Annotated in this window: 26 protein-coding genes and 1 pseudogene; 7 read left to right on the forward strand and 20 right to left on the reverse strand. The window is 63.6% G+C overall.

Annotation, left to right across the window (positions count from 1 at the left end):
* Positions 1-106: 106 nt before the first annotated feature.
* The 4 genes from NKH83_RS29260 to gcvA (NKH83_RS29275) all read right to left on the reverse strand — a co-directional run bounded on the left by NKH83_RS29260 (position 107) and on the right by gcvA (NKH83_RS29275) (position 5525).
* The gene (locus NKH83_RS29260) at positions 107-1411 is read right to left on the reverse strand and encodes an ABC transporter substrate-binding protein (RefSeq protein ID WP_352808492.1); all 1305 of its coding nucleotides are present in this window, start codon (positions 1409-1411) and stop codon (positions 107-109) included.
* Positions 1412-1573: 162 nt separating this feature from the next.
* Entirely contained in the window at positions 1574-3031 is a 1458-nt protein-coding gene (locus NKH83_RS29265; RefSeq protein WP_352808493.1) for a hypothetical protein, read from the reverse strand.
* A gap of 22 nt (positions 3032-3053) precedes the next feature.
* Positions 3054-4358 carry a nicotinate phosphoribosyltransferase gene (gene pncB, locus NKH83_RS29270; protein ID WP_352477005.1) on the reverse strand — a complete coding sequence of 435 codons (1305 nt, stop codon included), beginning with the start codon at positions 4356-4358 and terminating at the stop codon, positions 3054-3056.
* Between the two features lie 192 nt (positions 4359-4550).
* Positions 4551-5525 carry a transcriptional regulator GcvA gene (gcvA, locus tag NKH83_RS29275; RefSeq protein WP_352477004.1) on the reverse strand — a complete coding sequence of 325 codons (975 nt, stop codon included), beginning with the start codon at positions 5523-5525 and terminating at the stop codon, positions 4551-4553.
* A 182-nt stretch (positions 5526-5707) separates the two neighbouring features.
* Here gcvA (NKH83_RS29275) and speB point away from each other — a divergent pair, with 182 nt between their 5' ends.
* The 4 genes from speB to NKH83_RS29295 all read left to right on the forward strand — a co-directional run bounded on the left by speB (position 5708) and on the right by NKH83_RS29295 (position 9034).
* On the forward strand, positions 5708-6769 hold the full coding sequence (gene speB / locus NKH83_RS29280) for an agmatinase (protein ID WP_352477003.1): 1062 nt from the start codon (positions 5708-5710) through the stop codon (positions 6767-6769).
* 136 nt (positions 6770-6905) lie between these two features.
* Positions 6906-7715: a transporter substrate-binding domain-containing protein gene (locus tag NKH83_RS29285; RefSeq protein ID WP_352477002.1), complete on the forward strand. Its 810-nt coding sequence runs from the start codon at positions 6906-6908 to the stop codon at positions 7713-7715.
* A 6-nt stretch (positions 7716-7721) separates the two neighbouring features.
* Complete coding sequence (locus tag NKH83_RS29290) at positions 7722-8390, forward strand: amino acid ABC transporter permease (RefSeq protein ID WP_352477001.1); 669 nt, start codon at positions 7722-7724, stop codon at positions 8388-8390.
* Positions 8387-9034, forward strand: a complete 648-nt coding sequence (locus NKH83_RS29295) for an amino acid ABC transporter permease (protein WP_352477000.1) — start codon at positions 8387-8389, stop codon at positions 9032-9034. The genes NKH83_RS29290 and NKH83_RS29295 overlap by 4 nt, the downstream gene beginning before the upstream one ends.
* 17 nt (positions 9035-9051) lie before the next feature.
* On the opposite strand, the gene NKH83_RS29300 is transcribed toward NKH83_RS29295, so the two are convergent.
* On the reverse strand, positions 9052-10455 hold the full coding sequence (locus NKH83_RS29300; RefSeq protein ID WP_352808494.1) for an MATE family efflux transporter: 1404 nt from the start codon (positions 10453-10455) through the stop codon (positions 9052-9054).
* 232 nt (positions 10456-10687) lie between these two features.
* Between NKH83_RS29300 and NKH83_RS29305 the strand changes: the two genes are divergently transcribed.
* Positions 10688-11269 carry a histidine phosphatase family protein gene (locus NKH83_RS29305; protein WP_352808531.1) on the forward strand — a complete coding sequence of 194 codons (582 nt, stop codon included), beginning with the start codon at positions 10688-10690 and terminating at the stop codon, positions 11267-11269.
* A gap of 19 nt (positions 11270-11288) precedes the next feature.
* Here the strand turns inward: NKH83_RS29305 and NKH83_RS29310 are convergent, their stop codons facing one another.
* The 9 genes from NKH83_RS29310 to gcvA (NKH83_RS29350) form a co-directional block, all read right to left on the reverse strand.
* Positions 11289-12875, reverse strand: coding sequence for an FGGY-family carbohydrate kinase (locus tag NKH83_RS29310; RefSeq protein WP_352808495.1), 1587 nt, complete (start codon positions 12873-12875; stop codon positions 11289-11291).
* Entirely contained in the window at positions 12872-13555 is a 684-nt protein-coding gene (locus NKH83_RS29315) for an HAD family hydrolase (RefSeq protein WP_254815839.1), read from the reverse strand. The genes NKH83_RS29310 and NKH83_RS29315 overlap by 4 nt, the downstream gene beginning before the upstream one ends.
* A 15-nt stretch (positions 13556-13570) precedes the next feature.
* Entirely contained in the window at positions 13571-15049 is a 1479-nt protein-coding gene (locus NKH83_RS29320) for a mannitol dehydrogenase family protein (RefSeq protein ID WP_352808496.1), read from the reverse strand.
* Between the two features lie 71 nt (positions 15050-15120).
* Entirely contained in the window at positions 15121-15891 is a 771-nt protein-coding gene (locus NKH83_RS29325) for an L-iditol 2-dehydrogenase (protein WP_352808498.1), read from the reverse strand.
* Complete coding sequence (locus NKH83_RS29330) at positions 15888-16892, reverse strand: ABC transporter ATP-binding protein (RefSeq protein ID WP_352476994.1); 1005 nt, start codon at positions 16890-16892, stop codon at positions 15888-15890. The genes NKH83_RS29325 and NKH83_RS29330 overlap by 4 nt, the downstream gene beginning before the upstream one ends.
* 52 nt (positions 16893-16944) lie before the next feature.
* Positions 16945-17769 carry a carbohydrate ABC transporter permease gene (locus NKH83_RS29335; protein WP_352476993.1) on the reverse strand — a complete coding sequence of 275 codons (825 nt, stop codon included), beginning with the start codon at positions 17767-17769 and terminating at the stop codon, positions 16945-16947.
* A gap of 11 nt (positions 17770-17780) precedes the next feature.
* Positions 17781-18653, reverse strand: coding sequence for a carbohydrate ABC transporter permease (locus NKH83_RS29340; RefSeq protein ID WP_031195183.1), 873 nt, complete (start codon positions 18651-18653; stop codon positions 17781-17783).
* A gap of 114 nt (positions 18654-18767) precedes the next feature.
* On the reverse strand, positions 18768-20078 hold the full coding sequence (locus NKH83_RS29345) for an ABC transporter substrate-binding protein (protein ID WP_254815834.1): 1311 nt from the start codon (positions 20076-20078) through the stop codon (positions 18768-18770).
* 214 nt (positions 20079-20292) lie between these two features.
* Positions 20293-21204, reverse strand: coding sequence for a transcriptional regulator GcvA (gene gcvA, locus NKH83_RS29350; protein WP_352808499.1), 912 nt, complete (start codon positions 21202-21204; stop codon positions 20293-20295).
* 110 nt (positions 21205-21314) lie between these two features.
* On the opposite strand from gcvA (NKH83_RS29350), the gene NKH83_RS29355 reads away from it, so the two are divergent.
* Positions 21315-21500 carry a hypothetical protein gene (locus NKH83_RS29355; protein WP_254815832.1) on the forward strand — a complete coding sequence of 62 codons (186 nt, stop codon included), beginning with the start codon at positions 21315-21317 and terminating at the stop codon, positions 21498-21500.
* 76 nt (positions 21501-21576) lie between these two features.
* Here NKH83_RS29355 and NKH83_RS29360 read toward each other — a convergent pair whose 3' ends face one another.
* Positions 21577-22536, reverse strand: a complete 960-nt coding sequence (locus tag NKH83_RS29360; protein WP_023722533.1) for a sugar-binding transcriptional regulator — start codon at positions 22534-22536, stop codon at positions 21577-21579.
* Positions 22537-22885: 349 nt separating this feature from the next.
* Here NKH83_RS29360 and NKH83_RS29365 point away from each other — a divergent pair.
* A pseudogene (locus NKH83_RS29365) lies at positions 22886-23531 on the forward strand (HAD family hydrolase).
* A gap of 22 nt (positions 23532-23553) precedes the next feature.
* Here the strand turns inward: NKH83_RS29365 and NKH83_RS29370 are convergent.
* The 5 genes from NKH83_RS29370 to ureE form a co-directional block, all read right to left on the reverse strand.
* The gene (locus NKH83_RS29370; protein ID WP_254815830.1) at positions 23554-24321 is read right to left on the reverse strand and encodes a class II aldolase and adducin N-terminal domain-containing protein; all 768 of its coding nucleotides are present in this window, start codon (positions 24319-24321) and stop codon (positions 23554-23556) included.
* An 81-nt stretch (positions 24322-24402) separates the two neighbouring features.
* Entirely contained in the window at positions 24403-25044 is a 642-nt protein-coding gene (ureG, locus tag NKH83_RS29375) for an urease accessory protein UreG (RefSeq protein ID WP_254815829.1), read from the reverse strand.
* A complete protein-coding gene (locus NKH83_RS29380) occupies positions 25041-25481 on the reverse strand; it encodes a DUF3995 domain-containing protein (RefSeq protein ID WP_352476988.1) in 441 nt (146 codons plus the stop codon). Before NKH83_RS29380 ends, ureG begins: the two co-directional genes overlap by 4 nt.
* Complete coding sequence (locus NKH83_RS29385) at positions 25478-26167, reverse strand: urease accessory protein UreF (RefSeq protein WP_352476987.1); 690 nt, start codon at positions 26165-26167, stop codon at positions 25478-25480. The genes NKH83_RS29380 and NKH83_RS29385 overlap by 4 nt, the downstream gene beginning before the upstream one ends.
* Entirely contained in the window at positions 26160-26744 is a 585-nt protein-coding gene (gene ureE, locus NKH83_RS29390; protein ID WP_352476986.1) for an urease accessory protein UreE, read from the reverse strand. Before ureE ends, NKH83_RS29385 begins: the two co-directional genes overlap by 8 nt.
* Positions 26745-26750: the final 6 nt, after the last annotated feature.

Genomic DNA, 26750 nt, shown 5'->3' on the forward strand with positions numbered 1-26750 from the left:
GTCCCACGGGGTGCATTGCGCCCCCCCCCCCGGTCGGGCGGGGTCGTTGGCGCCGCGCCCCAAGAGGGGGGTGTCTTGGCGCTCACGCTTGCTGCGGCAGCCAAGCTCACAGCGCCTGCGTCGTGTAATCCCCTTCCGGCTCGTAGAGGCCGTCCTCGATCTTGGTCTTGTGGACGACATTCAGCCGGCCGCCTTCGACCTTGGAGATGTTCTGGATGCCAAAACACTGGTGGATCTTGCCGTTGAAGGTTTTCGGCCCCTGCGGATGCTCGGGCCCTTCGGCGAACTCGGTCAATGCCTCGGTCGCCTCGACCAGCTTGGCGCGGTCTTCCGGGCCCTTGTAGCCGGCGTCTTCCATCGCCTTCTTGACGACGTAGAGCGTTTCCCAGCAGCCGAACATATGCGCGGCGGTGGAGACGTCCTTGGGGTCGCCGACGGCGGCACCATTGTCGTCGATGCCGACGGCGGCGCGATAGGCCTTCTGCGCGGGGGAATCATCAGGCTGCGCGTAGCGCGGCGAACCTTCCCAGAAATGGCTGCCGTCAAGGAATTCGAGGCCGGGGCTGTTGATGTCGGTAGCTTCGAGCGAATCGATGAAGCCGAACAATTGTGGCCGATTGGAGCCGTAGAACTCGCCGAGTTCCTTGACGAAGGTGAGCACCGCCGGGCCGACCATGACGTGGTAGATCACCTCGGTCTCCGCGGGGATCTGCGGGAAATATTTGGTGAAGGAGGATTCCGTCGGGGGGATGGCGATCTGGGCGATAACCTCGGCGCCTTGCGCCTTCAGGGCCGGCGGCAGGTAGTCGCGATGGTCGTAGCCGAAGGCGAAATCGGGAAATATCTGCGTCACCTTCTTGCCGGCATTGGCGGCAATCCACGGCGCCACCGACTGGATCTGGCTCTTCACATCGGTGATGCCGGGCTGGAAGACGTAGCGGTTCAACTTGGTCGACGCGACGTGGTGGCCTTCGCTAACGACGAAATAGGGCATCTTGGCCTCGCCGGCGGCCGGCGCCGAGCCGATGACGACATGCGAAAACAGCGTGCCGTAGACGATGTCGGTCTTGTGCTGGGAGGCGAACTTGCCGACGACTTCGGCGCCCCGGCCGGGATCGGTGCCGTCATCCTCGATGATCACCTCGACCGGCCGGCCGTTGATGCCGCCAGCATCGTTGATAGCCTTGACGGCAGCGGCCGTGGTCTTCTCGTACCAGCGGCCATAGGCGGCGCCGATGCCGGTGCGGTGCGACTGAAAGCCGATCTTGATCGGCGCCGAGCTCTGCGCCTGGCTGTAACGCACGAAACCCGGCGCGACGGCAAGACCGGCGCCGGCGGCAAGGCCCTTCAGCGCCGTGCGGCGGGTGAGAGCGGATCTGGAGAGATCGAAAAACCCATTCTTGTCAGTCACGGCAGTTCCCCTTGTTTTTGAGCTTTGACCAATGGCTGTCGCAGGCAGGCCACTCTTGTTAAGAGGGCCGAAAATCGCATGTGTACAAACTAAATCACCAAAGCTCTGACGTGGCAAGCGAGCTTTCCCCAAGGTTCGATTGACGGCCATCGCGCACCTCGTTCATCCGGCGCTCGGCGTCGCAAGCAGCCATAGGCCGAGGACGGTATAGGCGATCATCAGCACGGTGAGCGGGAACTGGCTGAGCGCGGCGCGAGCCGGAACGGGATGCAGCCGCCAGGCCAAGCCATGAGCGACAAGCACTGCAAGCATGTGGCCGGCCATTATGACGCCGGCCTGGAGGTTCCACAGCCACCACGCCGAGCCGGCGCCGGCGACAACGCCGGCTTCAATTGACATGTCGGCGGTACCGAACAGGTTCCAGCCCAGCGCAAGCGGGTCGGAAAGAGCGGCAATCGCATATTGGCCGTCGACCAGCAGCGCCGTCAGATAATGCGCGAAGTGGTAGGCGAGCGCGATCGGTACGATCGACCAGACCAAAAGCCCGGCGGCGTGACCGAGCGAATGCTTGCTGCCGGCAAGGTGCTGGCCAAGAAAGACGGCGAGCGCGAACACGGCTGCAAGCACGGCAAAGCTCAGCGCAAGGCCGAAACTGCCGATGCCGATCAAAGCGGTGCGTCCAGGAAACTCCAGCGGATTGATGCCGAACCAGCCTAGCCAGAAGAAGGTCTTCGACAGGCCGTCGAAGGACACAGACGACAGCGCAAGCAGCAGGAAAGCGACGCCGCTGAGCGGTAGCGGCGCGGCGCCGAGCAGCTTGGCACCCGGCCAGCAGAGTTTGAGCCGGCCGTCCTCGTTGCGCTCGACGATGGCGAAGTGCCCTACCATGGAAAAGAACACCGTCAGGAACTCGCCGCGCCGGCTCCAGTCGCGGTATCCGAAGACCTGCATGGCGGCAAAGCTCAGCAGCCAATAGGCGCCGGCCGCCCAGGCCAGCCGCGCCGGATCGTCGGGCGCAGGGTCGATCAGCTCGAACCAGGCGAAGGCGAAGAACAGCACGAAAGCCGGCCAATAGCCGAGCCACTGGGGGAGCAACTGCGGCTGCGATCTGCCGAACCGGTGCGAGACGACGCGGCACGGCCCGTACCACGGATTGGCCCACGACCAGAGATCGCCGGCCAACCCCTGCAACAGAGCCAACCCAACCCAGAGCAATGTCCATACGGTCAGCGGCAGCGGATTGGAGAGCGGATCGCGGCTGCCGAACAGGCCGGCGGCAATCAGAATTGCAAAGCCGGCAAAGGATACCAGGCTGGCGGCAGTCCGCGCGCCGTCGCCAAAGGCGAAAAGCGGCAGGCGTTTGCGCCAGAAGCGGTCGAGGGAGTCCGGCGGGAGTAGAGTGAGGATCAGGAAGCTGGCGGCAACGGCGAGCGCGCCACCCACGGCGTAGTAACCGGTGGGAAGCAGCAGGACGTGGCCGCGGTCGGAGGCATGGGCGAAGGCGGGAGTGGGCGAGAATGCAAAGGCAACAACGACGAGAGCTAGACTGTAACGACGGGGCTCTACGGCGCCCCCCTCTGTCCTGCCGGACAGGACAGAGGGGGGCGCGAAGGAACTCATACTACGCAAGAGTCCCCCCACCTCACACTTTCACCAGTTGCTCCACGCGATCCTTCTGGCCGAATATCCGCAAATAGCGCTCGATCTCTTTCTCGTCGCCGGTCGACTTGGCCGGATTGTCGGAAAGCTTGACCGCCGGCCTGCCGTTGGCTTCGGTGACCTTGCAGACCAGCGAGATGGCGTCTAGCCGGTTGGTCTCGGTCGGCGCGCAGCCCTCGAAATCATTGGTCAGGTTGGTGCCCCAGCCGAAGGACATGCGCACCTTGCCGCGGAAGTGGCGGTAGGTCTCCTCGATGGTCTCGACCTCTAGCCCATCCGAGAAGATGAGCAGCTTCTGCTTGGGGTCCTTGCCCTTTTCGCGCCACCAGGAAATGATCTTCTCGCCGCCTTCGATCGGCGGTGCGCTGTCGGGGCGGAAGCCGGTCCAGTCGGCGACCCAGTCCGGTGCATCGCGCAGGAACGCCGCGGTGCCGAAGGTGTCCGGCAGTACGATAAGCAAGTTACCGCCGTAGTAGCGCTGCCAGTCCTGCAGCACGTTGTAGGGCGACTGTTTCAATTCCTTTTCCGAATTGGTGAGCGCGGCGAACACCATCGGCAGTTCATGCGCGTTGGTGCCGAGCGCCTCGAGATCGTTGTCCATGGCGAGCAGCACATTGGAGGTGCCGGTGAAGGCCTCGCCGATGCCCTCCTTCAACGCTTCGACGCACCAGCGCTGCCACAGGAAAGAATGGCGGCGGCGGGTGCCGAAATCCGAGATGCGGATGCCGGGCAGCGCCTTCAGCCGCTCGGTCTTGGCCCACATCTTGGCCTTGGCGCGGGCATAGAGCACGTCGAGCGCGAACGGCCCGAACGCCCGCATGGCCGCGCGCGATCGAAGTTCATTGATAATTGCCAGCGCCGGGATCTCCCACAGCGTCGTGTACATCCACGGGCCGCTGAAGGCGAGTTCGTATTGGCCGTCGCGCTTGGAAAGCTCGTATTCGGGCAGTCGGAAATTTTCCAGCCAGGCGAGGAATTCCGGTTCGAAGATCTGCTTGCGGCCATAGAAGGTGTTGCCGCCGAGCCAGATCATCTCTTTCTTCGAGAAGCGCAAGGTGCGGGCATGGTCGAGCTGCTCGCGCAGCTCCGTCTCATCGATCTCCTCGGCAAGGCGGACCGAGGTGGTTCGGTTGATCAGCGTGAAGGTGGCGTCGACCTTGGGATACATGCCCCAGATCATCTGCAGCATCAGAAGCTTGTAGAAATCGGTGTCGAGCAAGCTACGGACGATCGGGTCGAGCTTCCAGGTGTGGTTGTAGACGCGCCGCGCTATATCGGTCTTTGCCATCGCTCAATGCGCCTTCGCTGCTCGCTCTAGCTTTTGTCTATCGCAATTCCGGATGGAAAACCGCTGGGCACTTTTCCTGGAATTGCTCCAAATGCCTCTTAGCATCGAATTTTTGAACGCGCCTCCCGCTTTGCGGGCTGGCCCGACAAAAAGAAGCCCCTGCGGCAAGCGGCGCCTGCGGCAGTTTCGGCCTCAGGATGCGGTCTTGGAGCCGACCACCTTGAGCGCTGGACGCTTGCGGCGAATGCCGATGCGACCTGCCACCGGCGCGTCGGCGCGGCGGTCGGCCTGCTCTTTCTCGGCAAACAGCCAGTCGATGAACAATTGCACGATCGGCGCCGACCGCATCTCGTTGCGGCAGACGACGTAGAAATCGTCGACCGCCGGCACGGAAAGGCTGAACGGGGCGACAAGCAGACCCCGGGCGAGCAGTCCGCTTGCCGTCACCGTATCGCCGAGCGCCACGCCATGGCCGTGAACCGCGGCCTCGGTCGCCATGCGCGCATCGCCGAGATGATGGCGGCGGCCGCGCTCGAGGTCCAGTGCGTCGGCGGCGGCCAGCCAGGTGTGCCATTCGCGGCCGTCATCGCCATGCAGGAAGACGTGATCGGCGAGGTCGCGGACGGTGCGGATCGGGCGGTTGTTGATCAGCGTCGGACTGACCACCGGGAACAGTTCGAGACCCGACCATTTGCGCATCCAGCAGTCGGTCCAGCTGCCGTCGCCATAGTGCACGCAGACATCGATGTGCGGGGCGCGGACGTCCTTGGCGTCATTGGATGGGATCAGCGTCAGCCTGATATCCGGATATTGCGAGGTGAAGCTGCCCAGCCGCGGGATCATCCACAGCAACAGCAGAGCCGGCACGCACGATACCGACAGCGCGCCGGTGCTGGCCGGCCGTGTCATGCGCTGCGTGGCGGCGGCAATGCCGTCGAAGGCGGTCGACACCGCCGGCAGCAACTCGGCGCCGTGCGGCGTCAGCTTCACCCGCTGGCCGGCACGCTCGAACAGCTTGACGCCCAATGATTGCTCGAGCGCCTTGATCTGATGACTGATGGCGCCGTGGGTGACGTTCAGCTCGGCCGCCGCCTTACTCAGCGAGGCATGGCGCGCCGTCGCCTCGAAGGCGCGCAGCGGATTGAGCGGTGGCAAACGCTTGGCCATTTGGAACCTGAACTCTGTGAGATTTTCTCACAGCGAACACCCTAACAATATCAATTGATTTTTCAATGCAGCTACAGGACACTTTGCCCAGGCATTGCATCAAGACGTGAAATCTGCAGGCAGCCAACGCTGCGGCTATCGAGGCCGCCGTCCGCGCACCGCACCAGCCATGGAGGACCGACATGGGTTACGACCGCGGCAAGCTCGAAGCGTTGCGCCGCAAATATGGCGAGAGCCATGGCGGCGAAATGTTCGACCCGAAATTCCAGCGTGTCGCCGACAAGATTTTCTCCAAGACCGGCACGCGGCTGGCGCCCTATTCCGGCATCCCGACCTTCCTCGCGGCGCCTTATCGTGAGATCGCCGCCGACAATCCGGATTTCGGCGATCTGCAGGTGGCAATGATCGGCGTGCCGATGGATCTTGGCGTCACCAACCGGCCGGGCGCCCGTTTCGGGCCAAGGGCGTTGCGCGCCATCGAGCGCATCGGCCCCTACAATCATGTGCTGGAATGCGCGCCGACGCATGAGCTGAAGGTCGCCGACATCGGCGACGTGCCGTTCCAGAGCCGCTACCGGCTGGAGACCAGCCATGACGACATCGAACGCCGCACCAACCAGATCGTCGACGCCGGCGTCCTTCCACTTTCGGTCGGCGGCGACCATTCGATCAGCCACCCGATCCTGAAGGCTGTCGGCAAGAAGGCGCCGGTGGGCATGATCCATATCGACGCCCATTGCGACACCAGCGGCCTGTTCGACATGACCAAGTTCCACCATGGCGGGCCGTTCCGCAACGCGGTGCTGGACGGCGTGCTCGACCCGAGCCGCACCATCCAGATCGGCATTCGCGGCTCGGCCGAATATTTGTGGGAGTTCACCTATGAGTCCGGCATGACCGTGGTGCATGCCGAAGAGGTGACCGGCCTCGGCATTCCCGCAATTATCGAGAAGGCGCGCAGGATAGTCGGCGACGGCCCGACCTATGTCTCCTTCGACATCGACAGCATCGATCCGGCCTTCGCACCGGGCACCGGCACGCCGGAGGTCGGCGGGCTGACGACGCGCGAAGTGCTCGAGCTGCTGCGCGGCCTGAAGGGCCTCAACATCGTCGGCGGCGACGTCGTCGAGGTGGCGCCGCAATATGACGCGACCACCAACACGGCGCATGCCGGCGCGCAGGTGCTGTTCGAGATCCTCAGCCTGATGGTGTTCAGCCCGGCGATTGCCGGCAGGGCAGGCTGACGCAGCTCGACCATGATCCCGAAAGTGGGAACCGGTTTTCGGAAAAGATCATGGTCCACTAGAGAATCCAAAGGCGACCGCCGCGCTGGAGCCGGCGGTTGCATTCAACAAACAAGCTTCCAGCAGGGGAATGACAATGACACTTCACATGAAGCTCAAATCATCCATCGTCGCCGTGCTGATGTTCGGCGCGACCGGTCTTGCTTTCACCACCCAGGCCGCCAATGCCGACGCCATCGACGACATCGCCAAGGCCGGTGCCATCAATGTCGGCATCTTTTCCGACTTCCCGCCCTTCTCCTCGGCCAGCGCCGACATGAGCATCAAGGGCTACGACATCGACGTGGCGCAATCCATCGCCGACCAGCTCAAGGTCAAGCTCAACCTGGTCAGCGTGACCGGCCAGAACCGCATTCCGTACCTGACCGACAAGCGCGTCGACCTGCTGATGAGCGTCGGCTACTCCAAGGAGCGTGAGCAGGTGATCGATTTCGCCGCCGCCTACGCACCCTACTACATCGCCGTCATCGGCCCGGCAGCACTCTCGGTCAAAGGCAAGGAAGACCTTGCCGACAAGTCGATCGCCGTCAATCGCGGCACGCTGGAGGACACCTCGCTGACCGAGGCGGCACCCGCCTCGGCCGACATCCGCCGTTTCGACAACTATAATTCCGTCATCCAGGCGTTCATCTCGGGCCAGACCCAACTGATGGTGGTCGGCAACGATGTCGGCGCCCAGGTGCTGGCTCGCCAGGAGGAACTGAAGCCGGAGCAGAAATTCCAGCTTCTCACCTCGCCCTCGCATATCGGGCTCAACAAGAAGGAAGACCGCCTCAAACAAGCGGTCAACGATGCGGTCGCCAAGATGCTGGCCGACGGCAAACTGGACGAAAGCTCGAAGGCCTGGCTGAAGACACCGCTCGATCCCGCCAATCTCAAGGATTAACCGCCAGTGACCTATAGCCTCGACTTCGGCTGGCTTGCCGGGGCGACAGGGGCGATCGCGCGCGGCGCGGCCACGACGATCCTGCTGATCGCTGTGACCACGCTGGCGGGAACGTTGCTCAGCATCCTCGGCGCGGCAGGGCGGCGGAACGGTCCGCTGCTGCTCAAGCGGGCGATCGGCTGGTATGTCGAGGTGATCCGCAACACGCCGTTCCTGGTGCAGCTGTTCTTCATCTTCTTCGGGCTGCCCAGCATCGGCGTCAGGCTCGATCCGGTGCTGGCGGCCATGTTGGCGATGACGCTCAACATGGCCGCCTACACGATCGAGATCGTTGGCGCCGGGCTCGACGCGGTGCCGTCCGGGCAGACGGAAGCGGCACTGGCGCTTGGGCTCAGGCCACGCCAGGTCTTCATCAAGATCGTGCTGCCGCAGGCGCTCAAGGTGATCTATCCGGCGCTGACCAGCCAGATCGTCATCATGATGCTGGAATCCGCCGTGGTGTCGCAGATCGCGGTGCGCGAGCTGACCTATGAAGCCGACATGCTGCAGGCGCGCACGTTCCGGGCTTTCGAGACCTATTTCGTGGTGACGATGGTCTATCTCGCCCTGTCGATTGGGCTGCGCCGGCTGCTGGTCGGCGGCGGCCGCCGGCTTCTTGGAGCCGGCGTGTCATGATCGAATTCACCTTCTGGGACATTCTGCGCAACCTGCTACTGGCCGCGCGCTGGACGGTGCTCTTGTCGTTGGCCGCCTTTGTCGGCGGCGCCGTGGTTGGTATGGTCGTGCTGTTCTTCCGGATCGCCAAGAATAAATGGGCGCGGCGGCTTGCCTCCGGCTACATCGCGCTTTTCCAGGGCACACCGCTGCTGATGCAGCTCTTCCTGATGTTCTTCGGCTTGCCGATGCTTGGCTTGCGCATCGAGCCGTGGACCGCGGCGGTGCTTGGCCTGACCTTCTTCGCCAGCGCCTATCTCGCCGAGATCTGGCGCGGCGGCGTCGATGCGCTGCCGCCCGGCCAGTGGGACGCCGGCGCCAGCCTCGGCCTGCACTACCTGCAGGAGCTCAGGCTGATCATCCTGCCGCAGGCGTTTTCGATCACCCGCGCGCCGACCGTCGGCTTCCTGGTGCAGCTGATCAAGTCGACCGCGCTGACCTCGATCATCGGTTTCGAGGAGCTGGTGAGGACATCCAACGCGATCAACAATGCGACCTTCGAACCGTTCAAAGTCTATGGGCTGGTAGCGCTGATCTTCTTCGTCATGTGTTTCCCGCTAACGCAATACGCACGTTCGCTCGAGCAGCGGGCGGCGGCCCGCTGAGCCGGGCGACCAGCAATTCAACGCCCGAATACCAGCGGCGGCGCGATTCTGTCCCGCCGCAGCCAGCGCCCCAGCAGGAGTGCAGCAACCACCGCCAGTCCCGACGACAGGCCGATCCAGATGCCGACGCCATGGAAGCCGAAACGGAAGGCGAGCAGCACGCCGAGCGGCAGGCCGATGCCCCAATAGCCGATCGCGGCGTAGATCATCGGCACCTTGGTGTCGTGCAGGCCGCGCAGCATGCCGCTGGCTACCGCCTGCGCGCCGTCAAAAACCTGGAACAGCGCGGCAAAAGCGAGGAACGACACGGCAAGCGCCACCACCTCGGCATTAGCCGGATTGCCCACATCGATGAAGGCGCCGATCAAGAGATGCGGCCACAAGATCATCACCAGCCCCATCAGCGCCATGAAGGAGACACCGACGACATAGGCGGTCCAGCCAGCCCGGCTGACACCTTCCGGATTGCCGGCGCCGTGGGCGAGCCCGACGCGCACCGTCACCGCCTGGTTGAGGCCGAGCGGCACCATGAAGGTGACCGAGGCGATCTGGATGGCGATCGCATGGGCGGCAAGCGAAGCCGCATCGATCAGGCCCATGAGAAAGGCCGCCGCGTTGAAGATCGTCACCTCGAACGCCAGCAGGCCGGCGATCGGCAGGCCGAGCCGCAGCAGGCCCTTGAAGCGCGGCCAATCGGCGCGCCAGAAGCGTCCGAACAGACGATAGCGCCGGAACTTCTTCTCAAGCATCACCACCGTCGCCATGCCGGCGAACATCAGCGTACTGGACAGAGTGGTGGCAAGGCCGGAGCCGGCGATGCCCATCGATTGGATGCCGAGATTGCCGAACATGAACAGCCAGTTGAAGAAGGCATTGCAGGCGACGGCAACGAAAACGATGATCAGTGCCCAGCCCGGCCGCTCCAGCGCCGAAATGAACGAGCGCAGGACGATGTAGCCGAAAAAGGGCAGCACCGCCCATTCGAGCCAGCGCAGATAGATACCCGCCTGGTGCGCCAGCGCAGGCTCCTGCCCCATGGCCAGCAACACGCTCTCGCCGTGCCAGAGAAGGACCCATATCGGAAGGCAGATGAGGATCGCCAGCCACAGACCCTGGCGCACGGTGCGGCGCAGGTCGCGCACCGAGTGGCGGCGACGGCCGAGCTCGGTCGCCATCATCGGCGAGGTCGCCAGCATCAGGCCAAGTCCAAAGATCAGCGGCATGAAATAGAGGTTGGCGCCAAGCGCGCCGCTGGCCAGCGTGTCCGGCCCCAGCCGCCCCATCATCATGACGTCGGTAGCGGTCATCGCGGTCTGGCCGAGATTGGTCAGCACCATCGGCCAGGCGAGCGCCAGCATCGCCCTGATTTCCCGACGCCAAAGGTTTTCCGGCGCGCGAGCGTCGGCTTCGATCGCAGACATTCCAGTTTTCCGCCTATCCGATTGCGGCACGTCGGCAAGAGCCGGAAGCCGCGTCTCAGCGCGGAAAATGGCCAAGATCGGCCGGATTCCGCATTACGACGGGTTTGTCTATCAAATGGGCACCGGTGGCAAGAGGCTGACTTGCGGAAGGGTTAAGCCAGTCAGCTCAATGCAGGCTATTGGAGAGGCCATGGAAGCCGCTATGGTCACGGTGGATTCATTTGAAGGCACCCTGATGAGCGCGTTTCCCGAAATCTATCTGGTTCGGCATGGCGAGACGGAATGGAGTGCGTCCGGAAAACATACCGGCCGGACCGACATACCGCTGACGCCGGCCGGCGAGGACGCTGCGAGGCGGGTCACTGAGCGGCTAAAGGGCCTGTCCTTCTCGGCGGTGTGGTCGAGCCCGTCGCAGCGCGCCTTCAACACCTGTGCGCTGGCCGGCTTCGGCTCTTCGGGCGTAAAGAAGGGCGATCTGGCGGAGTGGGATTATGGTGCCTATGAGGGATTGACCACCAGGCAAATCCTTGCCGAACGTCCAGGCTGGCGTCTCTTTCGCGACGGCTGCCCGAGGGGAGAATCAGCCGCGGACGTCGGCTCGAGGGCGGACCGCATCGTCAGCCAGCTGCGCCAGGCCAACGGCAACATCCTGGTGTTTTCAAGCTCGCATTTCCTGCGAGTGCTGGCTGCGCGCTGGCTCGGCCTGCCGCCGCAAGACGGCGCGCTGTTCGTGCTGGATACCGCCAGCATAAGCGTGCTCGGTTATGAGCATGATCTCGACGAGCCGGTTGTTCGGCGCTGGAACCAGCGATAGCGCGTGAAAGCCGTTCGACCTATATGATCGCGTCCAGCGCCCGCCTTTGCCTGTGCATTTCGAGGAACACGCGGTAGTCGCGGTCGAACCGGCCGGCGGCAGCCGGATTGGGCTCTCGCGTCCTGCCGCCTTGCTGCATGGCGACGCAGGCGGCATTCAAATCGGGAAAAAGCCTGGCCGCGGTGGCGGCAATCATGCCGGTGCCGAGCAGCACCGCCTCGTCCGCCAGCGGCTCGACCACCGTGCAGCCGGTGGCGTCGGCATAGAGTTCCATCAACAGCGGGTTCTTGGTGTGGCCGCCGGTGACGTGCAGCGTGTCGATCAGATAGCCGTTTTCGTTCAGTGCTTCCAGCACATGGCGGACGCCAAGCGCGATGCTGACGGCGGTGCGCCAGTAAAGCTTGCACAGGCTGTCGAAGGAGGAATCCAGCGTCAGTCCGCTGATGACGCCGACGGCATGCGGGTCGGCAAGCGGCGAGCGGTTGCCATGGAAATCCGGCAATACATGCAGCCTTGCGGCGAGGTCGCCACCCTCGGCGGCGCGCAGCTCGGCGACGCGGCGGGCGATCTTGGCATGCATTACGGCATCCGGCTCGCCGCCGGCGCCATGCCAGCGGATAATGTGATCGAGCAGCGCTCCGGTGGCCGACTGGCCGCCTTCCGACAGCCAAAGGCCGGGAAGGGCTGCGCCATAATATGGCCCCCAGACACCGGCGAAAGGCTGCGGATCTGGCGACATCGCCATGACGCAACTCGACGTACCGGCAATCAGGGCCAGATGGCGGCCGATGTTCGTCGCGTCACCTGCGAAACCGCCGAGCACGCCGAGCGCGCCGGCATAGGCATCGATGACGCCGGCGCCGACCCGGCATTTTCCGGTGAGGCCAAGCTCCGCCGCGGCTTGCGCGCTGAGCGGACCGATATCTGCGCCGACCGGGCTCGCCTTGTCCGGCAAATTGCCGTGCTCGAAAAGGTCGCCGAGCCCGACCGCTTCGAAGAAGTCGCGCCGCCAGCCGGTCGCTTCATGGGCCAGATAGGTCCATTTGGCGGTCAGCGTGCATTGCGAACGAGCGAGCGAGCCGGTCGCCTTCCAGGTGAGGAAGTCGGTGAGGTCGAATAGGTAGCCGGCTTCGTTCCATGTTCCGGGCAAGTTGCGCTTCAGCCACATCAGCTTCGGCGTTTCCATTTCCGGCGACATGACGCCGCCGATATAGTCGAGCACGGCGTGGCCGCTTTCGGTGCATTCATCGGCCTCGGCAATTGCGCGATGGTCGAGCCAGACGATGGTGTCCCAGCGCCTTCCGCCTGTAACGGACACGCTGAGCTGGCCGCCATGCCGGTCCCGCACCACCAGCGAGCAGGTGGCGTCAAAAGAGATGCCGACGATGTCCTCAGCCTTCACGCGCGCCTTTTCGCGGGCAGCACGCACGGCACTGCACACCGCCGACCAGATATCCTGCGAATCGTGTTCGGCGTGATCGGCCTTCGGCTGTTGCATGGCGATCGGGTGCTCGGCGCGGCCGAGCAAGGCGCCACCGGTGTCGAGAATGCCGGCACGGGCGCTTCCGGTGCCGACATCGACCGCGCAAACGAAACTGTTGGTCAAGGTGTTCTTGCTCTCGCTCCCAGGCCTGCAATCAGATCGGGCAATTGCAGCATGTCAGCGAATATAAAGTCCGGCTCACTTGACGCAAGCCGCGCTTTCAAGGCCGGGTTGCCGGTGTGCGAGCCGCCGGTGAAGGCAAGGACGCGCATGCCGGCCGCCCGCGCCGCTTCGATGCCGGCCGGGCTGTCCTCGACGACGAGGCAGTTTCGCGGGGCCGCCCTCATTTTATCTGCTGCGTGGAGAAAGAGATCGGGCGCCGGTTTGCCCCGCGCCACCATGGCAGCGCTGAACAGATGCGGCTCCAGCAGCCCAAGCAGCCCCGTAACCTCGAGCGCATAGCGGATGCGCTCCAGCGTGCCGGAGGAGGCGACGCAGCACGGCACGCCGAGCTTCGGCAGGACCTGTGCGATGCCTGGCATCGGTTTCAGCTCCTGGCGGAACTTGCGCATCAGTTCGGAGCGCATCTCGGTCAGATGCTGGTCGGTGAGATCGAGCCCGAAGTCGCTTGCGAGGATTTCGCGGACGCTCTTCATGCTCTTGCCAAGGAAGTGCTCATAGGCAATGTCCTCGCTGACGTTGCCGCCGGCAAGCGCGATCATCTCCAGCAATGCCGAGACGGACAGCATCTCACTGTCCACCAGCACGCCGTCACAGTCGAAAATGACCAGTTCAGGCGTCATCGCGCTGGATCGGCTTCAGAGGTCGCCGGCGAGATAGCGCGTCAGTGTCGCGCGCGCGCCGTCCGCCCACAGCGATTTGAGCGCATGGGCGAACGCCTCGGCGAAGGACGGCGAGCGGCCGACATCGCCATAGATGTCCTCCATGGCAAGCCAGGCGCCAGGCATGTCCCTGGCCGCCTTGGCCGTCGACTGCAACCGGCCCCAGTTCGGGTCGTTGGGCTCGGTGACGGCGCCGGAATCCGTCGTGCCGAAGCAGTAGCGACACCAGAGCGCAGATTCCAGCGCCAGGCCGGTGACGCTTTTGCCAGCCTTCAGCCGGTCGGCGATCGTCGGAATGATGAATTTCGGCTGGCGGTTGGAGCCGTCGAGGCAAAGCCGGCGTATGGTGTCGCCGATCTTCGGATTGGAGAAGCGGTGCTCGATGAGCTGGTAGTAATCTTCGAGGTCGGTGTCCGGAACCGGCGGCACGGTCGGGATGATTTCATTATGCTCGAGCTTGTCGAGGAAGCCGCGTACCAGCGGCTCCTGCATCGCCTCATGGACGAAATGGATGTCCATCAGCCCGGCCGGATAGGCGATGGTCGCATGGCCGCCATTGAGAATGCGTATCTTCATCAGCTCATAAGGCGCGACGTCGCTGACGAACTGCACGCCGACCTTTTCCAGCGGCGGGCGGCCGTCGGTGAAACGGTCCTCCAGCACCCATTGCTTGAACGGTTCGCAAAACACCGGCCAATTGTCGTCGAGGCCGAACTCGCTGGCGAGAATGCCGCGCTCGCGGTCGGTGGTGGCCGGCGTGATGCGATCGACCATGCCATTGGGAAAGGCAACCTTCTCGCTCACCCAGTTTGCCAAACCTTCGTCGATCAGCCGCGCAAGGCCGATGACGCCATCTGAGGTGACATGGCCGTTATGGGGGATGTTGTCGCAGGACATGACGGTGAAGGGCACGATACCGTCGGCGCGGCGGCGTAGCAGCCCGGCGAGGATGAGGCCGAAGACGGTCTTCGGCGTCGCCCCCGGCTCAGCGTCGGCAACGATGTCGGGATGTGTCGGATTGAAGACGCCAGAAGCCGGATCGATGAAATAGCCGCCCTCGGTGATGGTCAGGGAAACGATCTTGATCGCCGGATCGGCAAGCCGCTCGACGATTGCGATCGCGTCGCCAGGCACCAGGAAGTCGATCATGACGCCGGTGACACGCGCGCTCATATGGCCGCTGTCCTGCTCGACCACGGTGGTCAGCCAGTCCTGCTCCTGCAGCTTGCCGCGGCCGACCTTCTCGCCCTCGAAGACGCCGGCGCCGACAATAGCCCAGTCGTGGCCAACCCCCGAGTTGAACAGGTCGTCGAGGTAGACGGCCTGGTGCGAGCGATGGAAATTGCCGACGCCGAAATGCACGATGCCGGCCTTAAGCGCGGCGCGATCGTATTTCGGGCCGGCGACCTTGGGCGGCAGCTTGGCTAGGATGGAAGAAGAGAGTTTCACGGTCATCTGCTTTACCCTTTAGCGGGACGGCTCTTCCCCCCGTGGAGGAGACGGGGAGAAGAGCGCCTTCGCCCCCCTCAACTCATCCACTGGCCGCCATCGACATTGTAGGTCTGGGCGACGATGTATCCGGCCTCATCGCTGGCCAGGAACACCGCCATGCCGGTGAGGTCTTGCGCCGTGCCCATGCGGCCATAAGGCACGGCTTCGCCGACCAGTTTCTTCTTCTCGCCCCTCGGCCGGTTCTCGAACTTGGCGAACAAGGCATCGACATGATCCCAGTGCTCGCCGTCGACGACCCCCGGTGCTATCGCGTTGACATTGATGCCGTGTTTGATCAGGTCGAGCCCTGCCGACTGGGTGAGCGAGATGACCGCCGCCTTGGTGGCGCAATAAACGGCGACCAGCGCCTCGCCGCGGCGCCCGGCCTGGCTTGCCATGTTGATGATCTTGCCGCCCTTGCCGCGGGCAATCATAGAACGGGCGGCGGCCTGCAACGTAAACAGCGTGCCGGCGACGTTGACCGAAAACAATTTGTCGTAGCTTGTCTTGGTGATCTCGACGATCGGCGCCAGGTCGAACAGGGCGGCGTTGTTGATCAAGATATCGAGGCCGCCGGCCCTGGTTTCGACCGCCTTGACGGCCGCATCGATCGACGCGAGATCGGTGACGTCCAGCGTCACCGCGTAGGCATTGCCGCCGATTTCGGAAGCCGTCTTCTCGGCAGCCTCGAGATTGATGTCGCCGATGGCGACGGTCGCCCCCTCCCGCATGTAGGCTTCGGCGAACGCCCTGCCAATGCCGCGCGCCGATCCGGTGATCAGCGCCGATTTACCTCCGAGCCTCATTGCAGCATCGCCTTCCCATCGGCGCCGAAACGATGCAGCTTGGCCTTGTCCGGCGTCAGATAGATCGTGTCGCCGTGATGGGCGGCCAATTCGCCGTCGGCACGCACCGTCAGCTGCCCGACGCCATCCGCCTGGACGTGCAAGAACGTGTCGGAGCCGAGATGCTCGGCAACGCCGACCGTCGCCTTCCAGTCGCCTGACGTCTTCGAAATGTTCATATGCTCCGGGCGGATGCCGACTGTCTTGGCGCCATATTTGGCGGCGGGCGCGCCTTCGATCAGGTTCATCTTCGGCGAACCTATGAAGCCGGCAACGAACAGGTTCTTCGGCGTCTTGTAGAGCTCCATCGGCGAGCCGACCTGCTCGATATTGCCGGCATTGAGCACGACGATCTTGTCGGCCATGGTCATCGCCTCGATCTGGTCGTGGGTGACGTAGACCATGGTGGTCTGGAGCTGGTGGTGCAGTTCACTGATCTCCAGCCGCATGGTGCCGCGCAGCGCCGCGTCGAGATTGGACAACGGTTCGTCGAACAGGAAGGCCGATGGCTGGCGGACGATGGCGCGGCCGATGGCGACACGCTGCCGCTGGCCGCCGGAGAGCTGCCCGGGGCGGCGGTCGAGGTAGTTGGTGAGGTTCAGGATCCGCGCGGCGTCCTTCACCTTCTTGTCGATGGTCGCCTGGTCCTCGCCCGCCATCTTCAGCGGGAAGGCGATGTTCTTGGCCACCGTCATGTGCGGGTAGAGCGCATAGGACTGGAACACCATGGCCAGCTTGCGCTTGGCCGGCGCCTCGCCGGTGACGTCGCGGCCATCGATGATGATGGTGCCGCCGCTGGTATCCTCCAGACCGGCGATCAGACGCAACAGGGTGGATTTGCCGCAGCCCGACGGACCGACGAAGACGACGAACTCTCCGTCCTCGATGACCAGATCGAGGCCGGGGATGATGGACGTCGCCCCGAAGGATTTGGAGACGTTCTTGAGCGTGATGTTTCCCATGGTTTCCTCCCCCGAAGGGCTATCCTTTTCGTTTTGCGTCAGGCGATGCCCGCTACTTTACCGCACCGAATGTCAGGCCTCGGACCAGCTGCTTCTGGCTGAACCAGCCCATGATCAGGATCGGCGCGATCGCCAGCGTCGAGGCGGCCGAAAGCTTGGCCCAGAACAGCCCCTGCGGACTGGAGAAGGAGCTGATGAAAGCGGTGAGCGGCGCTGCCTCGGTGGTGGTCAGCCGGATCGTCCAGAACGCCTCGTTCCAGGCGAGAATGATGTTGAGCAGCATGGTCGAGGCGATGCCGGGCACCGCCATCGGCGTCAGCACGTAGATTATCTCGTTCCACAGCGATGCGCCGTCCATGCGCGCCGCTTCCAGGATCTCGCCAGGTATCTCGCGAAAATAGGTGTAGAGCATCCAGACCACGATCGGCAGGTTGATCAGCATCAGCATGACCATCAGGCCGATGCGGCTGTCGAGCAATCCGGTGTCGCGGAAGATCAGATAGATCGGAAACAGCACGGCGACGGCCGGCATCATCTTGGTGGAAAGCATCCACATCAGAATGTCCTTGGTGCGTTTGCCCGGCGAAAACGCCATCGACCAAGCCGCCGGTATGGCGACGAGCAGAGCCAGGACGGTCGAGCCGACCGAGAGGAACACCGAGTTGAGGAAGAATTTGAAATAGCCGTTCTGCGCCTGGACCTCGGAATAGCTCTCCATGGTTCCCGACGGGAACAGGTTGAAGCCCTGGATGGCCTCCTGCTCCGACTTGAACGAGGTGATGATCGTATAGAGGATCGGGAAGAAGATCAGCAGGGCGACGATCCAGGCGGCCGCGGTCGCAATCGTCTTGTGCCGGGTGGTGACTGCACGTGCCATCTTATCCTCCCTTATTTGTCCAGGTTCTTGCCGACGGCGCGCATGGCGAAGAAGGCGACGATGTTGGCGAGAATGACGGCGATGATGCCGCCGGCAGACGCCTGGCCGATTTTGAACTCCAGCAATGCCTTCTGGTAGACGAGGAAGGGCAGGTTGGTGGAGGCATAACCCGGGCCGCCATTGGTGGTGACCAGGATCTCGGCATAGACCGACAGCAGGAAGATCGTCTGGATCAGGATGACGACGGTTATGGCGCGCGACATATGCGGCAGCGTCAAATAGATGAAGCGGCTGATGAAGCCGGCGCCGTCCATTTCGGCGGCTTCCTTCTGCTCGCCGTCGAGCGACTGAAGCGCGGTCAACAGGATCAGCGTCGCAAACGGCAGCCACTGCCAGGCGACGATGATGATGATCGCCAGGAGCGGGTGCTGCCCGAACCAGTCGATCGGCTGCCCGCCGAAGAAACGCGCAATATCGGCGAAGACGCCGTATTGCGGATGCATGATCATGTTCTTCCAGACAAGTGCCGCCACCGGCGGCATGACGAAGAACGGCGAGATGACGAGGATGCGGACGATGCCTTGTCCCCACATCGGCTGGTCGAGCAGAAGGGCCAGCAGGATGCCGCCGATCACCGTGATCAAAAGCACGCTGACGACGATGGTGAGCGTGTTGAGGATCGACTGCAGGAATGCCGGGTTGGAATAGAACAGCGCGTAATTCGAAAACCCGACGAAGCCGTCGCGCATCGGATTGAGTGGGTTGTACTGCTGGAAGGAGAACCACAGCGTGAATGCCAGCGGCACAATCATCCAAACCAGCAGCAGCACCACGGATGGCGCCATCATGAAGCGGGCAAGCGAACGGGTCTGCTGAGTAGCCATGACGGTCACCCTTCGAGGTCGGCCAAGTTTTTCAGCGGCGTAAAGTTGGCCGCCCGAACTGGGATTCGGGCGGCCCGTGCCGGCTGCCATGGGCAACCGGCACCGGGAGGCGCCTTATTTGATGTACCCGCCCTCGGTCATCGTCGCGGTGGCGGCGTCCTGTGCCTGCTTCAAGGCGTCGTCGACGCTCGTCTGGCCGGCAAGGGCCGCCGAGAAGAGCTGGCCGACGGTGGTGCCAAGGCCCTGGAACTCAGGAATGGCGACGAACTGGACGCCGACATAAGGCACCGGCTTGACGGTCGGGTGCGTCGGATCGGCGGCGTTGATGGAATCCAGCGTCATTTTCGCGAAAGGCGCCGCCTTCTGGTACTCCGGGTTGTTGTAGAGCGAGGTGCGCGTTCCGGGCGGAACGTTGGCCCAGCCTTCCTTTGAAGCGACCAGTTCGAGATAGTGCTTCGAAGTCGCCCAGGAAACGAACTTTTGAGCGGCGTCGGCCTTCTGCGTGCCGGCGGGGATGGCCAGCGACCAGGCCCACAGCCAATTGCCGCGCTTGCCGAGGCCATTGTCCGGGGCCAGCGCATAGCCGACCTTGTCGGCGACGGTCGAGTTCTTCGGGTCGGAGACGAAGGACGCAGCGACGGTAGCGTCGATCCACATGCCGCATTTGCCCTGCTGGAACAGCGCCAGGTTTTCGTTGAAGCCGTTGGACGACGCGCCCTCGGGGCCGTCGGCCTTCATCAGGTCGACATAGAACTGCAGCGTGTTCTTCCATTCGGGCTGGTCGAATTGCGGCTTCCAGTTCTCGTCGAACCAGCGCGCGCCGAAGGAGTTCGACATGGCGGTCAGGAAGGCCATGTTCTCGCCCCAGCCGGCCTTGCCGCGCAGGCAGACGCCGTTCACGCCGTTGGCGCGGTCGGTCATCTTGTCGGCGGCCTGCTTGATGAAGTCCCAGGTCGGTGCATCGGGCATTTTGAGCCCGGCCTTGTCCATCAGGTCCTTGCGGTACATGACGAAGGAGCTTTCGCCGTAAAACGGCGCTGCGTAGAGCTTGCCGTCGACCGACAGGCCGCCGGCTATGGCCGGGATGATGTCCTTGACGTCATAATCGTCACCGAGCTTGTCGAGCGGCAAAAGCCAGTTCTGCTTGGCCCAGATCGGCACCTCATAGGTGCCGATGGTCATCACGTCGTACTGGCCACCCTTGGTGGCGATGTCGGTGGTGACGCGCTCGCGCAGGACGTTTTCCTCGAGCGTGACCCACTGCAGCTGAATGTCGGGATTTTTGGCGGTGAAGTCGTCGGTCAGCTTCTGCATGCGGACCATGTCGCCATTGTTGACCGTGGCGATGGTGATGGATTCGGCATGCGCGGCGAAAGCGAGGGCGCTGGCCGAGAACAGGCCTAGGGTGAACGTGCGAAGTTTCATCAAAATTCCTCCCATAAACCAAGATGAGCATTTGCCTTGGCTGTGGGCAATTACTCACTTGCGATGAAATATGTCAAGACGGAATCGTTGCTGCAGCGCAGCACGCCGGGTCTCGTGCGGCGACAAGCCGGGACGTTTGCGGCATGTCTGACGAAGAATTTCAGCCGGGCTGATTGGGCCCGGAGCTTTGCTGTCGGGCTTGCTGGGATTCAGCCTATTGGCAAGCGATCTCGCTCAGGATCCAATCGCGGAAGGCGCGGATCTTCGGCACGTTGCGCCGCGCCGTCGGATAGACCAGCCAATAGGCGTGGCCGTCGTCACCGACCAGATGAAAGGGCTGGATCAGGCGGCCGTCGGCAAGTTCGGCCTTGAACAGCGCCTTGGTGACGATCGCCACGCCGTGGCCGGCAATCGCGGCATTGGCCTCATAGGCCTGCGCGCCCATGCTGGTGCCGGGGCGCTTGGCCAGTTCCTCGACCGGCAGGCCGGCGGCGGCAAACCAGTCCCGCCACCAGATGTCGCCCGGGTCGAGGATCGGCAGCCGCAGCAGGTCGGCCGGCTCATTGACGCCGCCGATGCTTGCCGCGAGCTTTGGACTAAGGACCGGCGTGAAATCGGCCCTGAAAAGCATATGGGTCTCGACGCCCGGCCAGTTGCCGCCGCCGGAGCGGATGGCGATGTCGATATCCTCTCTGGCAAAGTCGACAACCCTGTTCGAAGTATCGACGCGCACCGCCAGCGACGGATGCGCGACCTGGAACGAACCGAGATGCTGGGCCAGCCAATTGGAGGCAAAGGTCAGCAGCGTCGAAACGCAAAGCACGCCGTCGGCGCCGGTGCGCGCGGCGGCATAGGCGCCGCTCAACAGCGCGAATGCTTCGCTGACCGCGGGCGCCAGGCGTTGGCCGGGTTCGGTCAGCACGATCTGTTTTGGCTGGCGCAGGAACAGGGGCGCACCGATGCGCTCCTCCAGAAGCTTGATCTGATAGCTTGCCGCCGCCTGCGTCATGCCAAGCTCCTGGGCGGCCTTGGTGAACGAGAGATGCCGCGCCACCGCTTCGAATACCCGGATCGCCTGAAGCGGAGGAAGCTGCGAAACCAGCTGTCGTGAATTGAGCTCCGGCATAAGCCCTCCTTATGGGCAGTGATCGACGTTTGATTGGCGGCACCGGCCGGGCCTACCGATATTCCGTATTGAAGATCAACTACGCCTAGAGATAGCGAAGGCTGACGATCATGACCACAATACAGGAAAAGCTGCTTCTTGCTCCAGCCCATGGCTGGTTTTCACGGCTGGCGCGGGGATTGGCAAGGCACGCGGCGCGGAAACGGGCCTATCTCGACGTCCGGGAGCTGCCGCCGCATCTGCAGCGCGACATGGGCTTTCTCGACGGCAACGATCCATGCGGCCGGCACCAGTAGTGACGCTCGTTTTTATCAGGGATTCAGATGCGTTTCGATTTCACATGATCGTTTCCGACCGCCAGCGGCTCGGAGATCATGCGCCCGCTAGCAAGGCGGCGGCGGTCCGCTCATCGGTGATCAGGCCGTTGACCAGCCGCCGGTTGACGGCGGCAAAGATGCCCGGCAGCTTGCGGTCGCCCATGGCAAGCGCGATCACCAGCGACTTTTCGCGCGACGGCAGCGGTGCCGACGACACCCGATCATTGGTAATACCCTCGATCATACGGCCGTCACGATCGAACACCCAGCCGACGATCTCGGCGACGCCGCCGGCCTTCTGCAACGCCTTTAATTCACCCTCCGAAATGAAGCCGTCCTCGTAAAGCGGCGCCTTCGGGCCGAGATCGCCTATGCCGACAAAGGTGACGTCGGCCTCGGCCGCAAGCGCCAGCGTCGGCTGGATCATCGGCTGGCTCAGCAGCATCTCGCGCTCCTCCGGCGAGGAGGCGATGACCGGCAAAGGCATCGGAAACGAGCGCGCCTTGACCCTGTCGGCCATGGTGAAGATGACGTTGTAGAAGGCGGCCGAGCCGTCCGGCGAGATGTTGCCGGTCAGCGACACCACCTTGTGCTGCGGACATTCCATCGGCGGCAGTTGCTCGATCGCGGCCTTCAGCGTGCGGCCGGTGCCGATCGCCATGACGATCGGCGTCGGCGACCGCAGCCGCCGTTCGATCTCGGCCGCCGCAGCCTCGGCGACGCCGATGACGGTGGAGGAAGAGGAAGGGTCGCTGGGCACCACCTCGACCAGATCAAGCGCAAAGCGCGATTTCAGCCGTGCCGCAAGGTCAAGGCAATTGGCGATCGGATGGTCGACGCGCACCTTGATCAATCCTTCGGAGACTGCGAGCGACACCAGCCGCTGCGCCGTCTGGCGGGAGATGCCAAGCGTGGCGGCGATCTGGTCCTGGGTGTTGCCGGCAACGTAATAAAGCCAGCCGGCGCGCGCCGCATCGTCCAGCCTGTTGCCGCCGCTATCCTGCCGCGAATTCAAGTTCCTGCCTCCCAACCCCGCCGGGCATAAGAGGCGGAGCGCCGTAGTTTCGCAGGGAATGAACTTGCGCGCAATTGCCTATTGCAAGAGCAATTGCTTAGGGCTGAGACTTGGGTATTTGGAGCGAAGTGGCGGGTCGACCCAGTCTCGTCGCAACAGCAAGGCTGTGGAGGTCGCATAATCTCGGTCCAAAGCGCGTCGCGTTCAATCGGGCTTATGCGATGCGCTTTAGACTCTTGCTTTCTATGCATGTCCGTATCGCAAACCGCTGCACACTGTTGCGCGACATGCATTAGCGGGGACGCCGCGGTTTATCTCCCGCGCCAAACGCTTTAAGGGATTTTTGAGAATGGAGCCTTGCATGACGCCGAAAGCGGTTTTCTGGGATATGGACGGCACGCTGGTCGACAGCGAGCCGCTGCACGAAGCGGCGCTGATCGCGGCGCTGCACAGTGTCGGCATCGTACCGCCGGCCGACCTGCATGACCCGCGTGCTCGGCATCGCCGCATGGCCGGTCTACGAAATGCTGCGCGACGAGTTCGGCCTCGACCTGCCTTTCGACGACTGGATCGTGCGCAAATACGATCACTATCTGCCGATGGCCGAAACGCTGACGCCGCGCAGAGGCGCGATCGAGATCTTCAACGAGCTGCGCGCGGTTGGCATACCGCAAGCGGTGGTCTCCAACTCGGACAGGCTGATCGTCGATGCCAATCTGCGCGCCGTCGGCCTCGTCTATCCCGGCATGAAGACGGTCAGCCGCAACGACGTGCGTGAAGGCAAGCCGCATGCCGAACCTTTCCTGCGCGCCGCCTGGCTGGCCGACGTCGATCCCGCCGAGGCCGTGGCGGTCGACGACAGCGTGACCGGCGCCACGGCGGGGCTGGCAGCGGGAATGAAGACGATCTTCTGGCCAGAAGCGCCCATGGAGGGGCCGCCGGGGGCGATAATCATCAACAGCGCCGACGAATTGCGAGCCGAACTCGGGCTTTAAGCCAGGCCCGGCGGGACCGCGCTCAACTCCGGTAGGCAGGCTCCTGCTCGTCGAGGATCGCCTTCAGTTCGGAAAGGTGGCGTTCGGCCTGGCCGGGATAGTCTTCCTGTTCCCTTGCCGCCTTTTCGGCGATCTCATCCGACAGTACCCGCAGCGGCCGCCCGGTCCACAGCGCCTTGATATAGGTTTCGGCGGCGCGCTCGAAATAGAACATGCGGTTGAAGGTGTCGGCGACGCTGTCGCCGATGACCAGCACGCCATGGTTGCCCATCACCATCACCTTGACCTTCGGGTCGACAAGAAGCTGCGAGCAGCGCTCGCCCTCTTCCTCGAAGGCCAGCCCGCCATAATGAGCGTCGACGACATGGCGGTTGAAGAAGATTGCCGAGTTCTGGTCGACCGGCGGAAGCGTCGAGTCGGCGAGCGAGGCAAGCACGGTGGCGTGGATCGAGTGGACATGCATGACGCAGCGCGCATGACGCACATTGCGATGAATGGCACCATGCAGGCCCCACGCCGTCGGATCGGGCGCATTCGGGCCGGAGAGCGTGCCGGGATCGTTGGCGTCGATCAGAAGCAGATCGCTCGCCTTGATGCGCGAGAAATGCACCTGGTTGGGATTCATCAGGAATTGCGAACCATCGTCGTTGACGGCCAGTGAGAAATGATTGGCCACCGCCTCGTGCATGTTGAGCCGCGCCGTCCAGCGGAAGGCGCAAGCGAGGTCGACGCGCTCCTCATAGAACGGCAGGTTGGTCAGCACTTCCTTCTGCAGGCGCGTGATGCTCATCGTAACCCTCCGTGAAAGAAGCAAGGATGCCGCGCGGCTGGAACACGCGCAACCGGTTTCGTTTGGTACAGGCGAGCGCCGTTATGCCGCCGTGCTGGTGGCCGCGCCGACCCGAAGCCCGCCATGCTCGACGATGAAATCGATCACCTCCTGCAGCCCCTTGCCGCGCGACAGGTCGGTGAAGCCGAACGGCCGCTTGCCGCGCATGCGGGCAGCGTCGCGTTCCATGATGTCGAGATTTACGTTCACATAGGGCGCAAGGTCGCTCTTGTTGATGACCAGGAAATCGGACCGGGTGATCGCCGGTCCGCCCTTCCTCGGGATCTCCTCGCCCTGGCAAACCGAGATGACATAGAGCGTCAGGTCGGCAAGATCCGGCGAGAAGGTGGCGGCGAGATTGTCGCCGCCCGATTCGATGAAGACGATGTCGAGATCGGGGAATTTTCTGGTCATCTCGGCGATCGCCTGCAGATTGATCGAGGCGTCCTCGCGGATGGCGGTGTGCGGACAGCCGCCGGTCTCGACGCCGACGATGCGATCCTCGGGCAGGGCCTGCAACCTGGCCAGCATCATGGCGTCTTCCTTGGTGTAGATGTCGTTGGTGACGACGGCGATCGAAAACTCGTCACGCAGTGCCTTGCAGAGCTTTTCGGTAAGCGTCGTCTTGCCCGAGCCGACCGGGCCGCCAATGCCGATGCGAAGAGGACCGTTGGGCGATATCATGCGGGGAACTCCGTGACGGCAAGAATGGCGAAGGCAAGCCCGATCAGCAGGCACAGCGGCGAATAATAACGCAGATCGAGCCGCGCGAAAGGCTGTTCGGGCGTCAGCCGGCGCCACCAGGGCGTGAAGCCGGCAATGCCGCGCGCCAGGAAAACCAGCGCGATGAGCAGCGACGTGGCGGCAAGCCCGGCTTTGGGAAACGGCGTGGCAAAGATGCCCTCGAGCGCCATCGGCCACAGTGTCGCCAGGCCAAGGCAGGCGGCAACGGCGAAGCTGGCGAAGGGTGCCGGCATCTCGTCGACGCCATGAAAGCCGATGACCGCACGAGCGCAGGAGGCGGCGTCCCTGCCCGGCCAGATGCCGCCAATGCCCCAATAGACATGCAGTGCTGTGATCAGCAGCAGGACGAGCGAGACGGCGAAAGCGAGGACGATCATGAGCGGAACAGCCGCGAATACTGGGCCTCGTGCTTCATCGCCGTGATGTCGGAGATAAAAGCGCAGCCGCCGAGATCATCGAGGGTCGAGCCGGCAGCGCGGTCGGACGTAGCCAGGGCAAGCGGCTCGAAGCCGGCGAGCAGCGCGGTGGCGCCGGTCTGGCCGACGGCGCCGAGCCGGATCGCGGCCTGAACAAGGTTGGAGAAGAAGGCCTGCAGGAAGGCGGCCAGGGCGTCCCGCAGCGAAATGCCGTGATCGCCGGCAACAGCGCCGACGGCAACGCAATAGGCACATTCGGTCGGCAGGCGATCCAGCACCTGGCACGGCCAGGCGGAGGCTGCTTTCAGGAAAGCGGCGCCCTGCAGCATCGTCTCGGTATGACGCTCGCGCGAGCCTGCCAGAGCTTCGGCAAGGGCGACGATTTCATCGAGATCGCCGGTTTCGCGCGCCCTGCGCCAGCTTTCGGCAAACAGCACCGCATCATTCCAGCCCGAACCCATTTCGACCAGCGTTTCCAGCCACGCGGCGAGGTCTTTGCTGTCGGCAACCAGCCCGGCATGCACGGCTTGTTCCAGGCCATGGCTGTAGGAAAAGCCGCCGACCGGGAAGGAAGGCGACAGCCACGCCATCAGCCGCAACAAAGCAATATTGGAAGGCTGGGCAACGCTGGAAGGCCGGTCAGTCATGGTCATGGTCGTGCGAATGGCTGTGGGAATGCGAATCGCTATGGCTATGGGAATGCGCTTCGGCGTGGCTGTGCGCATGTGCCTCGGCATGGGCATGGCCGTGCCCGCCAAGCGCGGAATAGGCGCCGCGCACCGGCTTGAACGGTTCGGAGACGTCGCTCACAATGGCGCCCAATCCCTCCAGCATCGCCTTGATGACATGGTCGCGCAGGATGAGGATGCGGTTAGCCTCGATGGCGGCGGCGAGATGGCGGTTGCCGATGTGCCAGGCGAGCTCGGCGAGATGGATCGGGTCGCTGCCCCTGATATCGTAGAGCGGCTCTTCGGCCGCGATGATCTCGATGTGGCGGCCATCCTCCAGCACCAGCCGGTCACCATGGTTCAACGTCACCGGTTCGGGCAGGTCGACCAGCACCTTGTCGCTACCGGCCGTTTCGATGGCACGACGGCGCAGATGCCGCTCGTCATGGGCAAGCACCGCCCGGTCGTATGGCGTGGTGGTTCCGGCTTCGCCTGCGGCCAGGACGGCGACGGCGCGCGGGAATTTGGTGAAGTCGGTGCGAATATCGAGCTTCATGTAAAA

The organism is Mesorhizobium sp. M0909, assembly GCF_040319515.1.
Classification (GTDB): Bacteria; Pseudomonadota; Alphaproteobacteria; order Rhizobiales; family Rhizobiaceae; genus Mesorhizobium.

Bases quoted from the DNA above. Each gene is read 5' to 3' on its own strand.
- gcvA (WP_352808499.1), bottom strand. From the start codon at position 21,204: ATGCCGGAGCTCAATTCACGACAGCTGGTTTCGCAGCTTCCTCCGCTT.
- NKH83_RS29300 (WP_352808494.1), bottom strand. From the start codon at position 10,455: ATGTCTGCGATCGAAGCCGACGCTCGCGCGCCGGAAAACCTTTGGCGT.
- NKH83_RS29285 (WP_352477002.1), top strand. From the start codon at position 6,906: ATGACACTTCACATGAAGCTCAAATCATCCATCGTCGCCGTGCTGATG.
- NKH83_RS29325 (WP_352808498.1), bottom strand. From the start codon at position 15,891: ATGAGGCTCGGAGGTAAATCGGCGCTGATCACCGGATCGGCGCGCGGC.
- speB (WP_352477003.1), top strand. From the start codon at position 5,708: ATGGGTTACGACCGCGGCAAGCTCGAAGCGTTGCGCCGCAAATATGGC.
- NKH83_RS29330 (WP_352476994.1), bottom strand. From the start codon at position 16,892: ATGGGAAACATCACGCTCAAGAACGTCTCCAAATCCTTCGGGGCGACG.
- NKH83_RS29345 (WP_254815834.1), bottom strand. From the start codon at position 20,078: ATGAAACTTCGCACGTTCACCCTAGGCCTGTTCTCGGCCAGCGCCCTC.
- NKH83_RS29335 (WP_352476993.1), bottom strand. From the start codon at position 17,769: ATGGCACGTGCAGTCACCACCCGGCACAAGACGATTGCGACCGCGGCC.
- NKH83_RS29370 (WP_254815830.1), bottom strand. From the start codon at position 24,321: ATGAGCATCACGCGCCTGCAGAAGGAAGTGCTGACCAACCTGCCGTTC.
- NKH83_RS29295 (WP_352477000.1), top strand. From the start codon at position 8,387: ATGATCGAATTCACCTTCTGGGACATTCTGCGCAACCTGCTACTGGCC.
- NKH83_RS29380 (WP_352476988.1), bottom strand. From the start codon at position 25,481: ATGATCGTCCTCGCTTTCGCCGTCTCGCTCGTCCTGCTGCTGATCACA.
- NKH83_RS29265 (WP_352808493.1), bottom strand. From the start codon at position 3,031: ATGAGTTCCTTCGCGCCCCCCTCTGTCCTGTCCGGCAGGACAGAGGGG.
- NKH83_RS29320 (WP_352808496.1), bottom strand. From the start codon at position 15,049: ATGACCGTGAAACTCTCTTCTTCCATCCTAGCCAAGCTGCCGCCCAAG.
- NKH83_RS29355 (WP_254815832.1), top strand. From the start codon at position 21,315: ATGACCACAATACAGGAAAAGCTGCTTCTTGCTCCAGCCCATGGCTGG.
- pncB (WP_352477005.1), bottom strand. From the start codon at position 4,358: ATGGCAAAGACCGATATAGCGCGGCGCGTCTACAACCACACCTGGAAG.
- NKH83_RS29315 (WP_254815839.1), bottom strand. From the start codon at position 13,555: ATGACGCCTGAACTGGTCATTTTCGACTGTGACGGCGTGCTGGTGGAC.
- gcvA (WP_352477004.1), bottom strand. From the start codon at position 5,525: ATGGCCAAGCGTTTGCCACCGCTCAATCCGCTGCGCGCCTTCGAGGCG.
- ureE (WP_352476986.1), bottom strand. From the start codon at position 26,744: ATGAAGCTCGATATTCGCACCGACTTCACCAAATTCCCGCGCGCCGTC.
- NKH83_RS29385 (WP_352476987.1), bottom strand. From the start codon at position 26,167: ATGACTGACCGGCCTTCCAGCGTTGCCCAGCCTTCCAATATTGCTTTG.
- NKH83_RS29340 (WP_031195183.1), bottom strand. From the start codon at position 18,653: ATGGCTACTCAGCAGACCCGTTCGCTTGCCCGCTTCATGATGGCGCCA.
- ureG (WP_254815829.1), bottom strand. From the start codon at position 25,044: ATGATATCGCCCAACGGTCCTCTTCGCATCGGCATTGGCGGCCCGGTC.